A 13,820-nucleotide genomic window follows, 5' to 3' on the forward strand; every position below is an offset into this window, starting at 1 on the left:
GGGAAGGCCCTCCCCTACAGCATCATCGTGATCGGGTCTTCGAGCAGCTTCTTGATCGCGTCGAGGAACTGCGCGCCGATGGCGCCGTCGATGACGCGGTGATCGCAGGAGATGGTGCAGCTCATCATGGTGGCGACGGCGAGCGCCCCGCCCTTCACCACCGCGCGCTGCTCCCCCTTGCCGACGGCGAGGATCGAGCCCTGCGGCGGGTTGATGACAGCCGCGAACTCCTTGATCCCGAACATGCCGAGGTTGGAGAGCGAAAAGGCCCCGCCCTGATACTCCTCGGGCAGCAGCTTGCCGACCTTGGCGCGCTCGGCCAGCGACTTCATCTCGGACGAGATCGCCGCGAGGCCCTTCTTGTCGACCGAGCGGATGATCGGCGTGATGAGCCCGTCATCGAGCGCCACCGCGACCGAGACGTCGCAGGTCTTGTTGAGCAGGATTTTGTCGCCGCCCCAGATCGCATTGGCGCGCGGGACCCTGGCCAGCGCCATGCCGCAGGCCTTGATGACGAGATCGTTGACCGAGAGCTTCACGCCCTCGCCGGCCTTGGCGTTGAGCTGGGTGCGCAGCGCCAGCAGCGCGTCGATGTCGGCTTCGACCGTCAGATAGAAATGCGGAATGGTCTGCTTGGATTCCATCAGCCGGCGCGCGATCACCTTGCGCATCGTGCTGAGCGGCAGCTCGGTGAAGCCCTCGGTCGGGAGCGGCGTCGCCGACGCGGCGGCGGGTGCGGCCGCCGCCGGACGCGGTGCCGGCGCGCTGGGAGCCGCTGCAGCCGCAGGCGCCGCCGCAACGCCGGACGACTTGGCGCCCTCGACATCGGCTTTGACGATGCGGCCATGCGGGCCCGAGCCCTGGATCCGCGCGAGATCGAGATTGGCCTCGCCCGCGAGCCGGCGCGCCAGCGGGCTGGCGAAGATGCGCTGGCCGTCCTTGGCAGCGACGGGCGCCGGCGCTGGTGCCACGGCAGGCTTGGGAGCCGGTGCGGCGGCCGGGGCCGGCGTCGCGACGGGTGCCGGCGCAGCTGGTGACGGTGCCGCAGGCTTCGGCGCCGCGGGCGCGGCCTTGCCGATCGCGTCGAGCGCGCTGGGGCTCTCGCCCTCGTTCAGCATGTAGGCGATCGGCGCGTTGACGGCGACGTTCTCGGTGCCGGCGGCAACGACGATGCGGCCGAGCGTGCCCTCGTCGACCGCCTCCACTTCCATCGTCGCCTTGTCGGTCTCGATCTCGGCCAGCACGTCGCCGGACTTGATCGCGTCACCTTCCTTCTTGAGCCACTTCGCGAGCTTGCCCTCGGTCATGGTGGGCGAGAGAGCCGGCATCAGGATCGGCGTCGGCATGGCGCTGCTCCTCCCCCACTCAACCGCGGTAACAGACTTGGCGCGCGGCGGCGACGATGCCGTCGGCATTGGGCAGCGCCAGATGCTCGAGATTGGCCGCGTAAGGCAGCGGCACGTCAGCACCATGGACGCGCGTCACCGGCGCATCGAGCCAGTCGAAGGCCTGCTCCATCATGAGCGCCGCCAGCTCCGCGCCGATGCCGGCGAAGGGCCAGCCCTCCTCGACCGTCACCAGCCGGTTGGTGCGCTTGACGGACTCCACGATGGTCTCGGTGTCGAGCGGACGCAGGCTGCGCAGATCGATGACCTCGGCCTCGATGCCCTCCTTGGCGAGGGTCTCGGCGGCGGCGAGCGCGAAGCTCACCGGCCGCGAGAAGGCGGTGATGGTCAGGTCGCGGCCGGGCCGCACGATCTTCGCCTTGCCGATCGGCACCAGATAGTCGGCGCTGGTCGGGACCGGGAAGTTCTGGCCGTAGAGCAGCTCATGCTCGAGGAAGATCACCGGGTTGGGATCGCGGATCGCGGATTTGAGCAGGCCCTTGGCATCGGCCCCCGACCAGGGCGCCACCACCTTCAGGCCCGGGCAATGAGCGTACCAGCTCGCATAGCACTGCGAATGCTGGGCCGCGACGCGCGAGGCGGCACCGTTGGGCCCGCGGAACACGATCGGCGAGCCCATCTGCCCGCCCGACATGTAGTTGGTCTTCGCCGCCGAGTTGATGATCTGGTCGATCGCCTGCATGGCGAAGTTGAAGGTCATGAACTCGACGATCGGCCGCAAGCCGCCGAAGGCCGCGCCGACGCCGAGGCCGGCGAAACCATGCTCGGTAATCGGCGTGTCGATCACGCGCTTGGGCCCGAACTCCTCGAGCAGGCCCTGGCTGACCTTGTAGGCACCCTGATATTCGGCAACCTCTTCGCCCATCAGGAACACCTTGGGGTCGCGGCGCATCTCCTCCGCCATGGCGTCGCGCAGCGCCTCGCGAATGGTGATCGTATGGGTCTCGCCCATCGCCGCCTCGGGCGCCAGGCTGACGATCGCGGGCGCGGCGGGCGCGGATTTCGCAGGAGCTGGAGCGGGGACCGCAGCCGGCGCGGGGGCCGGCGCTGCTGCCGGCGCGGGCGCCGCTGCCGGTTTCGGTGGCGCCTTGGCCGCGGCATCGACGCTCTCGCCCTCGACGGCCAGAATCGCGATCGGCGCGTTCACGGCGACATTCTCGGTGCCGGCCGGCACGATGATGCGGGCGAGCTTGCCCTCGTCGACCGCCTCGACCTCCATCGTCGCCTTGTCGGTCTCGATCTCGGCGATCACATCGCCCGGCTTGACCGCATCGCCTTCCTTCTTGAGCCACTTGGCGAGCTTGCCCTCGGTCATGGTCGGCGAGAGGGCGGGCATCAGGATTTCAATCGACATGGGTTCGGATCCCTTCCCGCTTACGCTTCGACCAGCACGTCGGTCCAAAGCTCGGACGGATCGGGCTCCGGGCTCGCCTGCGCGAACTCGGCCGCCTCGGCGACGATGTCCTTCACCTCCCGATCGATGTTCTTCAGCGCGTTCTCATCCGTGTGGCCGCCGTCCAGCAGCTTGGCACGCAGGTGATCGATCGGATCATGCTCCTGGCGCATCTTCGCGACCTCTTCCTTGCTGCGATATTTCGCAGGGTCGGACATGGAGTGGCCGCGATAGCGGTAGGTCAGCGCCTCGAGGATGTAGGGCCCCTTGCCGGTCCGCGCGTTCGCCAGGGCCTTCTCGGCCGCCGCGCGCACCGCCATCACATCCATGCCGTCGACCTTGGTGCCGGGAATGCCGTAGGCCTGGCCGCGCATATGGAGATCCTTGCCGGCGGCCGCGCGCTCGACCGAGGTGCCCATGCCGTATTTGTTGTTCTCGATGATGTAGACGACAGGCAGCTTCCAGAGCGCCGCCATGTTGAAGGATTCGTAGACCTGGCCCTGGTTGATCGCGCCGTCGCCGAGGAAGGTCAGGCTGACGCCGCCATCTTCCTTGTAGCGATGGGCGAAGCCGAGGCCGGTGCCGATCGGCACCTGGGCGCCGACGATGCCGTGGCCGCCATAGAAGTTCTTCTCGCGGCTGAACATATGCATAGAGCCGCCCTTGCCCTTGGAATAGCCGCCGCGCCGTCCCGTGAGCTCCGCCATGACGCCCTTCGGGTCCATGCCGGTGGCGAGCATGTGGCCGTGATCGCGATAGGAGGTGATGACGCTGTCGACGGGCTTGCGGGCGGCCATGCAGCCGACGACCACCGCTTCCTGGCCGATATAGAGATGGCAGAAGCCGCCGATCAGTCCCATGCCGTAGAGCTGGCCCGCCTTCTCTTCGAAGCGGCGGATCAGCAGCATGTCGCGGTAATGGGTGAGCAGGGTTTCCGACTCGTCGCCGTCGGCCTTGCCGGCCTTGCGCACGGGCGTTGCAGCCATGTTGTCTCCCCTCCATAGGCGGGCCTTGAGCAGCCCGCTGGGCGGCCGCGAAGCGAGGGCCAGCCCTTATCCGGTTAATCTACGCCGGAGAGGGAGAATAGCAAGACCGTGTAAATTTATGACAAACAATACAAAAGTGACAATTAACTGAATTTCAGTTAAGTCAATTTTGTGGCGGCGTCGAAGGAGCCGCGGGCGTCGCCGCCGGTGCCGAATCGGGGCGCATGATCACGACCTCGTCATCGCGCGCGTAGTTCAACATCAGCCGGGTCTGCTCATCCAGCAGATCCGAATCGAGCGTCGCCGGGCTCATGCGCTGGACCCGGTTGGCGAGGGTCAGTTGCTCGCCTTGGAGCGAAGCGAGCTGCGCGTCGGCTTGGCGCAATTGCTGCTTCAGGGTGAGCCAGGCCATGAGGCCGCGGTCGCCCTGGATCGCGTGATAGCCGAAATAGCCCATCAGCGATGCGCCGATCAGGGGAACGGCGATCTGGCGCAGATAGCGGCGGAGTTCAATTCGAATTGCCATGACTCGACGGAATCACAGCCGAGTCGAGCCGGTCAAATGAATTCGACTCGGAACCGCGACTCCGGAGCCGAATGAGTCCGAAAGGAGCTGGACTGTGACTCGAAAGACTCACTCGCCCCGTTCGGGCGCACCGCCCGACGCCTCAGCGAAAGATTTCCGGGATCTCGACGACCAAGCCGTCATAGCCGGGCTCGACGCCCTGCGGGCAGCGCGCGGCGAGAACGTCATAATCGATCTGATGGTTGAGATGGGTCAGCACCGCATGGCGCGGCTTGAGCGCCTCGATCCAACCCATCGCCGTCTCGAAATTCGCGTGCGTGCTGTGCGGCTCCAGACGCAGGCAATCGACGACGAAGAGGTCGAGCCCCTCGAGCTGCGCGAGCGAGGCCGGCGGCAGCTCGACCACATCGGTCGAATAGGCCATCGGCCCGACACGGTAGCCGGTCGAGAGCGTGCCATGGCCGTGCTCCTGCCGATAAGGCACGACCGTCAGCCCCAGCAGATCGAAGGGCTGGCCGTGGCGAATCTCGGTCGGCGCGAGGAACGGCCGATAGAGCCGGCCCGACCCCTTCTCGTTCTGCGAGAACGCATAATCGAAGCGGTGCGACAAGGTCTCGAGCGTCTCGGCGGTGCCGAACACCGGCAGAGGCGGTGCCGCGGGGTCCCGCCGCACGAAACGCAGATCGTCGATGCCGTGGGCATGATCCGCGTGATCATGGGTAAACAAAACCGCGTCGAGCTTTCGGACATTGGCGTCGAGCAGCTGCATCCGGCAGTCGGGCGACGCGTCGATCAGGATGGTCCGCTCGTGATCTTCGATCAGCACCGAGACCCGCCGGCGCCGGTTGCGTGGATTCTTCGGGTTGCAGCTCCCCCAGTGATTGCCCACCAGCGGCACGCCGCCCGACCCGCCGCATCCCAAAATCGTTACGCGCATGAAATCCCGGATCTCGGTTTGCCGTCGGTCAGGCCGAGGCCTTCAAGGATGCAGGCTTCGCCTTGTCGAACAGGCGGAAGAAGTTGGCGGTGGTGGTGTCGGCCAGCTCCGGTGCCGTCATGCCCTGGAGTTCGGCCAGGCATTGCGCGGTATGGGCGACGAAGGCCGGCTCGCATTTCTTGCCGCGGAAGGGCACCGGCGCCAGATAGGGCGAGTCCGTTTCGACCAGGATGCGGTCCTGCGGCAGGTCCTTGGCGATGGCGCGCAAGCTGTCCGACTTCGGGAAGGTCAGGATCCCGGAGAGCGAGATATAGAACCCCAGCTTGAGGGCGCTGTCGGAGAGATATTGCGTGGTGCTGAAGCAATGGATCAGCCCGCGCAGGTTTCCCTCGGCCGCCCCTTCCTGCAGCAGCGCCACCGTGTCCTCGTCGGCGTCACGGCTATGGACGATCAGCGGCAGGCCCGTGGCCCGCGCCGCCGCGATATGGGTGCGAAACACCGACTGCTGCTCGGCACGCGGGCTGCGTTCGTAGAAGTAATCGAGCCCGCATTCGCCGATGCCGATCACCTTGGGATGGCGGCTGAGCTCGATCAGCTGCTCGGCAGCGACATTGACCTCGCCCTCGGCCTCATGCGGATGGACACCGACCGTGCACCAGAGATTGTCGTGGCGCTCGGCGATGGCCAGCACCTGCGGGAACTCCTCCACGCTGGTGCAGATGGTGAGCATCGCCCCCACCCCCGCCTCGCGCGCACGGCCCAGCGCCGCGTCGAGGATCCCGGCGCGGTCGAGATAATCGAGATGGCAATGGCTGTCGACGAGCATCAGGCCTTCTTGCCCTTGGCTTTGGCGGGCGCAGCGGCGGGTGCCGGCACATCCGGATCGACGAAGCGCGGGAACACGCCTTCCGGCGCCGGCAAGGGCGTGCCGGCCTTCAGCGCGTCGGCTTCCGTCAGATGAACGAAGCTCCGCCTTCCCTGCGGCACGGCCAGCTGATCGAGCAGCTTGCCCGCGGATTCCGGCATCACCGGCTGCACCAGGATGGCGAGATAGCGCACCGTCTCGGCCAGCACCCAGAGCACCGTCGCCATGCGCGCGGGATCAGTCTTCTTCAGCGCCCAGGGCGCCTGCTCGTCGACATAGCGGTCGGCCTCGGCGACGACGAACCAGATCGTCTCGAGCCCGCGGTTGAAGGTCTGGGTCTCGATCGCCTCGCGCCAGCGCGGCAGCAGGTCCTGCGCCTGACCGAGCAGCTTCCGGTCCGCCTCGGTCAACGCCCCCTTTTCGGGCACGACCGCGCCGCAGTTCTTGTTGATCATCGAGAGCGAGCGCTGCGCCAGATTGCCCAGGCCGTTGGCGAGATCGCTGTTGGTGCGCGTGACCATGGCGCGGCGCGAAAAGTCGCCGTCATTGCCGAACGGCACCTCGCGCAGCAGGAAGTAGCGCACCTGGTCGAGCCCGTAGGTTTCGACGAGCTGCAGCGGATCGATGACGTTGCCCAGCGACTTGGAGATCTTCTGGCCTTCGTTGGTCCACCAGCCATGGGCGAAGACGCGGCGTGGCGGCTCCAGCCCCGCGGCCATCAGAAAGGCCGGCCAATAGACCGTATGGAAGCGCAGGATGTCCTTGCCGACCATATGCAGGTCGGCCGGCCAGAAGGTGCGGTAGCTCTCGCTGCCGACATCGGGATAGCCCACCGCCGTGATGTAGTTGGTCAGCGCGTCGAGCCACACATACATGATGTGGTCCGGGTCGTTCGGCACCGGCACGCCCCATTTGAAGCTGGTGCGCGACACCGAGAGATCGGTGAGTCCGCCGCGCACGAAAGACAGCACCTCGTTGCGGCGCGTCTCGGGCGCGATGAAGTCGGGATGCTTCTCGTAGAAATCGAGCAGCGGCTGCTGCCATTTCGACAGATCGAAGAAGTAGCTGGGCTCCTTGACCCAGTCGACCTCGGCGCCGGAGGGGGCCCGCTTCCTGCCGTCGGCGCCGGTGGTCAGCTCTTCCTCGCCATAGAAGGCCTCGTCGCGCACCGCATACCAGCCCTCGTAATGGCCGAGATAGATATGGCCGCGCGACAGCAGCGCCTGCCACAGCGCCTGGCAGGCCCTGATATGCCGCGCCTCGGTGGTGCGGATGAAATCGTCGTTGCTGAAATTCATCGCCACCGCCAGGTCGCGGAAGTTCTGCGAGACCTTGTCGGTGAAATCCTTGGGCGTCATGCCGGCGGCCTTGGCCGATTTCTCGACCTTCTGGCCATGCTCGTCCGTGCCGGTCAGGAAGTTGACCCGCCGCCCGTCCAGCCGCATGAAGCGCGCGATCACATCGCAGGCGAGCGTCGTATAGGCGTGCCCGATATGCGGCGCGTCGTTCACGTAATAGATCGGCGTGGTGATGTAGTAGGCGCGGGGCCCTGACATGCGTGCGGGTCTTCCGGATCGAGAACCTGGTTTGTGGCGACGAGATCCGCGGGAATGCGGAGGTGGGGCGGACGCCGAACCATCCTCCTTCGCGGCATGGCCGCTTCGGAGGACAGGCGGTTCCTGTCAGCGCCGTCCCTGCCCGGCCAAGGCTAGCATGGCGCCGATCCAGACCTGTTTCAGATCGAGATCGGCCTGCTCGGCCCCGGCGATCAGGCGCGTGACCTTTTCCCACAGGGCCAGCCATTGATCAAGTCCGCGGGACCCGGCCAGACGTCCCAGAATCTGGGCCTCTTCAGGCGGAATTCCAGGGTCCGGGCGGCCCAGGGAGGCTGTCCTCAGCAGCCGCGCCATCCAGCCTTCCAGCAGATCGGCCGCGGTGCGGAACCGGTCGCCCTCGCGATCGCGGGCGAGGCGGTCGGCGAAATCATGGACGGCCGGGATGTCGAGGTCGGGCAGCCGGCCGAGCTGCTCGCCCAGCTCGTGATAGAGCTCGAGCCCCTCCTCCTCGGCCAATGCCAGGGCGCGGCCGATGCTCCCTTGCGCCAGCCAGACCAGCAGCGCCTGATCGGCCGGCTCGAGCCCGGGCCGATAGCGGGCCAGGAGAGCGCGCACCTGCGCGTCGGCGAGCGGCTTCAGCGCCAGCCGGCGGCAGCGCGAACGGATGGTCGGCAGGAGCCGTCCCGGCGCATGGCTCACCAGCAGCAACACCGAGCGGCGCGGCGGCTCTTCGAGCACCTTGAGCACCGCATTGGCGGCATTGCGGTTCATGTCCTCGGCACAGTCCACGACGACCACACGCCAGCCGCCTTCCGCCGGCGTCAGATGCAGGAACTGGCCGATATCGCGGACGTCGCCGATGACGATCTCGCCGCGGCGCTTTTTCTTCTTCTCGTCCCAACTGCGCTCGACCGTGATGAGGTCGGCGTGACCGCCGCTCGCGATGCGCCGGAACACCGGCAGGTTGGGATCGGTGCGCAAGCCCGCGGGCGCGGCCGTCTCGGCGGCGCCGAACAGTCCCGGTGCCTCGGCCTCGGCGCCGCGGTTCGCCAGCAGATAGCGCGCGAAACGAAAGGCCAGGGTCGCCTTGCCGATGCCGCGCGGGCCCGTGATCAGCCAGCCATGCGCGAGGCGGCCCGACGCCACCGCGGCCGCCAGCGACGCTTCGGCCTCCTCATGGCCGATGAGATCGGGATTCTCGCGCGGGGCCGGCCAAGCCTGCTGCGGTTCGTCGCTCATGGAGCCTGCCTCAGTTCGGCCGGGAACGCCTCGGTCATCGCGGCGCGCAGTTTCGCCTGGACCGCATCGAGGCTGGCGGTCGCGTCGATGACACGGCAGCGTCGAGGCTCCTGTGCCGCGATCGCGAGAAAGCCCTGGCGCAGCCGCTCGTGAAAGGCCTGGGCCATGTCCTCATAGCGGGTCTCGGGCCCCCGCCGCGCGCCGGCGCGTTCGAGGCCCTGGGCCACCGGCAGATCGAGGATCAGGGTCAGGTCCGGGCGCTGCGAGCCGACGACGGCCTTCTCGAGGAGCGCAATGAAATCGCGATCGACGCCATGGCCATAGCCCTGATAGGCCAGGGTCGAATCCGCGAAGCGATCGGACAGCACCCACTGCCCCGCGGCCAGGGCCGGGCGGATGACGCGCTCGAGATGGTCGCGCCGCGCCGCGAAATGCAGCAGGGTCTCGGTCATGGGATCCCAGCGGTCGGTGGCGCCCTGGACCAGCAGCTTGCGGATTTCCTCGGCCCCGGGCGACCCGCCGGGCTCGCGGGTCAGCAGCACGTTGCGCCCCTGCCCTTCGAGCCAGGTAGCGAGACGCTTGGCTTGCGTGGATTTGCCCGCGCCCTCGCCGCCCTCGAACGTAATGAAGCGGCCGCGCGCCATCCCGTCTCCGCTCGCTCCGATCAGGCGCCGCCGCCGATATAGTGCTTGAGCGACGCGAACATGCGGCCGAAGAAGCCCAGCTTCGGCACTTCCTTGCCGGCGACCAGCGGCACTTCCATGTCGGCCATGCCGGGCACCGAGATCACCACCTTGCCCACTTCCTGGCCGGCCGTGATCGGCGCCGGGATCGGGCCATCGAACACCGCCTTGGCGGTGAGCTTGTCATGGGCCGCGCGCGGCAGCGTCACCAGCAGGTCCTTGCCGACCGCCAGCGGAACCGTCGCCTCCTGGCCCATCCAGACCGGCGCGTCGGCCAGCACCGAACCGGCCTTGGCGACCGTGTAATTGTCATACTCGCGGAACGCCCAGTCGAGGACCTTCGCCGCCTCGTCCGAGCGCTCCTGCATGCTATGGGTCCCGATCAGCACCGTGATGATGCGCCGGCCGTCGCGCTTGGCCGAGACCGCGACGCTGTAGCCGGAGATGCTGAGATGGCCGGTCTTGAGGCCGTCGACGGTCGGATCCTTGTAGAGCAGCGGATTGCGGTTGCCCTGCTTGATGCCGTTGAAGACGAACTCCTTCTCCGAGAAGTAATGATAATACTCGGGGAAGTCGGCGATCAGGTGATGGGCCAGCCACGCCACGTCATGCGCGGTCATCAGCTGCTTGGGATCTTCAAGCCCGTGCGGATTGTCGAACTGACTGTCGTTGAGGCCGAGCTCCTTGGCCTTCTTGTTCATCCGCTCGACGAAGGCTTCCTCGGTGCCGGCGAGACCTTCCGCGACCACGAGGCAGGCGTCATTGCCCGACTGGACGATGATGCCGCGGATCAGGTCCTCGACATGGATCTGGCTGCCGATGCCGACGAACATCGTCGAGCCCTCGTTCAGCGCCCAGGCTTCCTTCGAGACCGGGAAGCTGTCGTCGAGCTTGACCTCGCCCTTCTTCAGCGCCTCGAACAGCAGATAGACCGTCATCAGCTTGCTGAGCGAGGCCGGCTGGATCTGGGTTTCCGCGTTCTTGTCGAGGAGCACCGCGCCGGTGTCGAAATCCAGGACATAGGCTTCGGTCGCCGTGGTGTCGATGGATTCGGCCCGGGCGGCGGCGATCCCCAGCGACGAGGTGGCGAGAAAGGCCAAGGCCGCGAGCGCGGTCAAAGGACGTGCAGCGAGTGTCATCGTTATCCCAATCATCCTGGTTCCTCTCCCGGCAAAGTTAAAGATAACGCCGCACGGGAGCCGGCGTCGATCCATAAGAGCCGCCCATCTGGGCGTTTTCGCGGCGGGCTGCCGCATCAATCCACGACGATGCGCGCCTCGGTGTGGCCGGACTGGACCAGCTTCTCCAACAGCCGGTCGGCCTCCGGAACCGATGCGATCGGTCCCAGCCGCACGCGATAGAATTGTTGCGTGCCGACCTTGACCGGCGTCATGGTGGCGGCGCCCATGCGCGACAATTCCGTGGTCAGTTTCTGCGCGTTCGCATATTGGGTGAAGGAGCCGGCCTGGATGAAGATCCCGCTCGGCTTGACGAGCGTCTGCGTGACCCGGCCATCGGGCTGGGCCGCGGCGACGGCCCGAGTGGCCGCGGGCGCGGTGCTGGTCGTCGTGCTGGTCGCGGCCGGCGCCGTTGCGACCGTGCTTGCGGTGCTGCTCGTCGTCGAGGGCAGCGCCTGGCTGGTGACGGCCGTGGTGGGGGCCGCCGTCGGCACCGCCGGCTGCGGCTGGTCGGACGGCACGCCGCTCCCGCCGGTCAGGGCAGCCGCCAGGGCCATGCTCTCGTCGGCCAGCACCTGGACGCGGACCTTCGCGGTGCCGTTCTGGTGGAAGCCCAGCAGCTGGGCGGCGCGGCGCGACACATCGATGATGCGGCCGTTCACGAACGGCCCGCGGTCATTGATGCGCAGCTTCAGCGAGCGCCCGTTCTCGAGGTTGGTCACCTGGACGATGGTCGGGAGCGGCAGCGACTTGTGCGCCGCCGTCAGGCCGTTCTGATCGTAGATCTCGCCGCTGGCCGTGGGCTTGCCGTTGAAGTCGGGCCCATACCAGGACGCGATCCCGGTCTCGTCATAGCTATAGTCGACCTTCGGGTAGTACCAGACGCCCTCGACCTGGTAGGGCTGCCCGATCTTGTAGGCCGGCGGCGTCTGGGTGGGCTTGGTCACGACCTTGCCGGTATTGAGCACGAGCTCGGTCTCCGAGCAGCCGCCCAACAAGAGCGCAGCCGTCACGCCCAGCATCGCCGCGACCGAACCCCACCTGAGCATTTTCTCTAACGGTCCCCTATAACCCCTGGTACTTGCTCATTAACCCTGCTCGATCCGATCGGCGAGCGTGCCGACGGCGGTCGCGAAATAAGTCGAGCGATTCCATTTCATGATCGCCTTGTAGTTTCCATAGACGAGGTAGGCGGGGCCCGTCGTGTCGTCGGGCCGGACCAGCGACGCGTCGAGCTTATGGACCACCGGCAGATCGCCGCCATCGACCCGCCGCAAGCCCAGCTTCTTCCATTCCTCGAGGGGTTTTTGGATGTCGAGCGAGATCAGGTTGCTGTCGAGATGAGCCGGCAGCTTGACCTCGCGTCCCCAGGTCTGATCGGGCTTCCAGTCGTTGCCGGCAAGGTAATTGGCGATCGAGCCGAACACGTCGGCGGTCGAGTTCCAGATGTCGCGCTTGCCGTCGCCGTCGGCATCGACGGCGAAACGCAAATAGCTCGAGGGCATGAACTGACATTGCCCCATGGCGCCGGCCCAGGAGCCCAGCATGTTGCCGGCGCTGACGTCGTGATGCTCGAGAATCTCCAGGGCGTTGATCAGCTCCTTGCGGAAGAACTCGGCGCGGCGCCCTTCGTAGGCGAGGGTCGCCAGCGCCTCGACGATGCGATAATCGCCCTGCTGGGCGCCAAAATTGCTCTCGATGCCCCAGAGCGCCACGATGAAGCGCGGCTGCACGCCGTAGAGGGTGCCGATCCGGGTCAACAGGGCCAGGTTCTGCCGATAGAGGTCGCGGCCGGCCGCCACGCGCTTGTCGTTCACCACGCGCGCCAGGTAATCGACGAAGGTGATGGTGCTTTCGGGCTGCTTCTGATCGAGCGCGATCACGTCATAATTGAAGGCGACGCCCTTGAATGCTTCGTCGAGTGTGGCGGACGAGACGCCGCGCGTGGCGGCCTCCTCGCGCACGCCCTGGATCCAGGCGTTGAACTGCGTGATATCCAGGCCGGCGAAGGCCGGGCGCGAGCCAAGCATCACGGCCGGCGCCACGGCAAGAGCCAAGCCGCCCCCGGCGAGGGCGCGCAGGACGCGCCGCCGGTTCATGCCCTTCCCGCCCCGCATGGCGACCACCCCTCGACGCAAAATCCAGTTCTCCTTCGTTTGTGCCATGACCCGTCAGAGTCGGCCAAGATGCCTGGGCCTGCCCGCGTCTCTTTGACTCAGGGCGGCACTTCGGTCACGGCGCCGGCAGCCACGCATCAGTCGCACCCTGGATGCGATAAGCGACCAACCCTAACCATTCGTGAAGCGCCACCGACAAATCGGCAAAGCCGGCGATCGGTTCGATCGGCTTCAGCGGTTCGCCCTTGCCTTCGGTCCGGTAATCGACCGGATAGGGAATCACCTGCCAACCGAGGTGGCGGAAGCAACCGACCGCGCGCGGCATATGCGAGGCCGAGGTGACGAGGACCCAGTTGCCCTGCGTCTGGGCGCCCAGCAGCTGGGTAAGATGGGCGGCGTTTTCCTGTGTGGTCCGGGACGTGCTCTCGATGGTGAGCTGGGCCGGCGGCACGCCCAGATCGAGCAGCAGCCGCTCGACATAGCGCGCTTCCGGCTCCTGTCCGGGCCAGATCGAGCTGCTGCCGCCGGAAAAGATCAGCCGGGCTTCGGGATGGGCGTGCGCCAGGGCGACCGCCGCGGTCAAGCGCTCGGCGGAATCGTTGAGCACCGGCTGGCCGCGCGCCGCCGAGGCCTCGCCGTCCAGACTGCCGCCCAGCACCAGGATGCCGTCGATATGCTCCGGCAGGCTGGCCGGCGGCGGAAATCGGTTCTCGAGCGGCAGCAACAGCCACCCGCCGACCGGGAGGACCGCCAAGGCGAGGGTCAGCAGCAGTGCCAGCAGCAGAAAAACGCGCCCGCCCCGTCCGCGCCGGCGGAAGGAGCCGATCAGCGCCCCCAGCAGCAGCAAGAGGAGCCAGAGGCTCGGATCGGTGATCCAACCCAGGAATTTGCCGAGAAAGAAGGTCATGCGCGTCGATCCTTCATGCCGCGATGC

General features: G+C 67.0%; 13 protein-coding genes. All 13 read right to left on the reverse strand.

Going from position 1 to position 13,820, the window contains the following annotated elements:
• Nucleotides 1-14 precede the first annotated feature (14 nt).
• The 13 genes from FRZ44_RS12580 to FRZ44_RS12640 all read right to left on the reverse strand — a co-directional run bounded on the left by FRZ44_RS12580 (nt 15) and on the right by FRZ44_RS12640 (nt 13,793).
• A complete protein-coding gene (locus tag FRZ44_RS12580) occupies nt 15-1,346 on the reverse strand; it encodes a pyruvate dehydrogenase complex dihydrolipoamide acetyltransferase (RefSeq protein WP_151177516.1) in 1,332 nt (443 codons plus the stop codon).
• Between the two features lie 19 nt (nt 1,347-1,365).
• A complete protein-coding gene (locus tag FRZ44_RS12585) occupies nt 1,366-2,760 on the reverse strand; it encodes a pyruvate dehydrogenase complex E1 component subunit beta (RefSeq protein ID WP_151177517.1) in 1,395 nt (464 codons plus the stop codon).
• Between the two features lie 20 nt (nt 2,761-2,780).
• Nucleotides 2,781-3,785: a pyruvate dehydrogenase (acetyl-transferring) E1 component subunit alpha gene (gene pdhA, locus FRZ44_RS12590; protein WP_151177518.1), complete on the reverse strand. Its 1,005-nt coding sequence runs from the start codon at nt 3,783-3,785 to the stop codon at nt 2,781-2,783.
• A gap of 163 nt (nt 3,786-3,948) precedes the next feature.
• The gene (locus FRZ44_RS12595; RefSeq protein WP_151177519.1) at nt 3,949-4,311 is read right to left on the reverse strand and encodes an FtsB family cell division protein; all 363 of its coding nucleotides are present in this window, start codon (nt 4,309-4,311) and stop codon (nt 3,949-3,951) included.
• Between the two features lie 142 nt (nt 4,312-4,453).
• Nucleotides 4,454-5,248 carry an MBL fold metallo-hydrolase gene (locus FRZ44_RS12600; RefSeq protein ID WP_151177520.1) on the reverse strand — a complete coding sequence of 265 codons (795 nt, stop codon included), beginning with the start codon at nt 5,246-5,248 and terminating at the stop codon, nt 4,454-4,456.
• A gap of 28 nt (nt 5,249-5,276) precedes the next feature.
• Nucleotides 5,277-6,074: a TatD family hydrolase gene (locus FRZ44_RS12605; RefSeq protein ID WP_151177521.1), complete on the reverse strand. Its 798-nt coding sequence runs from the start codon at nt 6,072-6,074 to the stop codon at nt 5,277-5,279.
• Nucleotides 6,074-7,669: a methionine--tRNA ligase gene (gene metG, locus FRZ44_RS12610; RefSeq protein WP_151177522.1), complete on the reverse strand. Its 1,596-nt coding sequence runs from the start codon at nt 7,667-7,669 to the stop codon at nt 6,074-6,076. The genes FRZ44_RS12605 and metG overlap by 1 nt, the downstream gene beginning before the upstream one ends.
• A gap of 126 nt (nt 7,670-7,795) precedes the next feature.
• Complete coding sequence (locus FRZ44_RS12615) at nt 7,796-8,908, reverse strand: DNA polymerase III subunit delta' (protein ID WP_151177523.1); 1,113 nt, start codon at nt 8,906-8,908, stop codon at nt 7,796-7,798.
• Nucleotides 8,905-9,552 (reverse strand): dTMP kinase, encoded by a 648-nt coding sequence (gene tmk / locus FRZ44_RS12620; RefSeq protein ID WP_151177524.1) that lies wholly within the window; start codon nt 9,550-9,552, stop codon nt 8,905-8,907. The genes FRZ44_RS12615 and tmk overlap by 4 nt, the downstream gene beginning before the upstream one ends.
• A gap of 20 nt (nt 9,553-9,572) precedes the next feature.
• Entirely contained in the window at nt 9,573-10,730 is a 1,158-nt protein-coding gene (locus FRZ44_RS12625) for a D-alanyl-D-alanine carboxypeptidase family protein (protein ID WP_151177525.1), read from the reverse strand.
• A gap of 116 nt (nt 10,731-10,846) precedes the next feature.
• Entirely contained in the window at nt 10,847-11,818 is a 972-nt protein-coding gene (locus FRZ44_RS12630; protein WP_151177526.1) for a septal ring lytic transglycosylase RlpA family protein, read from the reverse strand.
• 39 nt (nt 11,819-11,857) lie between these two features.
• Nucleotides 11,858-12,868, reverse strand: coding sequence for a lytic murein transglycosylase (locus tag FRZ44_RS12635; protein ID WP_151177527.1), 1,011 nt, complete (start codon nt 12,866-12,868; stop codon nt 11,858-11,860).
• Between the two features lie 133 nt (nt 12,869-13,001).
• A complete protein-coding gene (locus FRZ44_RS12640) occupies nt 13,002-13,793 on the reverse strand; it encodes a YdcF family protein (protein ID WP_191908559.1) in 792 nt (263 codons plus the stop codon).
• Nucleotides 13,794-13,820 lie beyond the last annotated feature (27 nt).

Source organism: Hypericibacter terrae, from assembly GCF_008728855.1.
Lineage (GTDB): Bacteria > Pseudomonadota > Alphaproteobacteria > Dongiales > Dongiaceae > Hypericibacter > Hypericibacter terrae.

Coding starts and splice junctions, on each gene's coding strand:
- FRZ44_RS12580 (WP_151177516.1), bottom strand. CDS start 1,346: ATGCCGACGCCGATCCTGATGCCGGCTCTCTCGCCCACCATGACCGAG.
- FRZ44_RS12585 (WP_151177517.1), bottom strand. CDS start 2,760: ATGTCGATTGAAATCCTGATGCCCGCCCTCTCGCCGACCATGACCGAG.
- pdhA (WP_151177518.1), bottom strand. CDS start 3,785: ATGGCTGCAACGCCCGTGCGCAAGGCCGGCAAGGCCGACGGCGACGAG.
- FRZ44_RS12595 (WP_151177519.1), bottom strand. CDS start 4,311: ATGGCAATTCGAATTGAACTCCGCCGCTATCTGCGCCAGATCGCCGTT.
- FRZ44_RS12600 (WP_151177520.1), bottom strand. CDS start 5,248: ATGCGCGTAACGATTTTGGGATGCGGCGGGTCGGGCGGCGTGCCGCTG.
- FRZ44_RS12605 (WP_151177521.1), bottom strand. CDS start 6,074: ATGCTCGTCGACAGCCATTGCCATCTCGATTATCTCGACCGCGCCGGG.
- metG (WP_151177522.1), bottom strand. CDS start 7,669: ATGTCAGGGCCCCGCGCCTACTACATCACCACGCCGATCTATTACGTG.
- FRZ44_RS12615 (WP_151177523.1), bottom strand. CDS start 8,908: ATGAGCGACGAACCGCAGCAGGCTTGGCCGGCCCCGCGCGAGAATCCC.
- tmk (WP_151177524.1), bottom strand. CDS start 9,552: ATGGCGCGCGGCCGCTTCATTACGTTCGAGGGCGGCGAGGGCGCGGGC.
- FRZ44_RS12625 (WP_151177525.1), bottom strand. CDS start 10,730: ATGACACTCGCTGCACGTCCTTTGACCGCGCTCGCGGCCTTGGCCTTT.
- FRZ44_RS12630 (WP_151177526.1), bottom strand. CDS start 11,818: ATGCTCAGGTGGGGTTCGGTCGCGGCGATGCTGGGCGTGACGGCTGCG.
- FRZ44_RS12635 (WP_151177527.1), bottom strand. CDS start 12,868: ATGAACCGGCGGCGCGTCCTGCGCGCCCTCGCCGGGGGCGGCTTGGCT.
- FRZ44_RS12640 (WP_191908559.1), bottom strand. CDS start 13,793: ATGACCTTCTTTCTCGGCAAATTCCTGGGTTGGATCACCGATCCGAGC.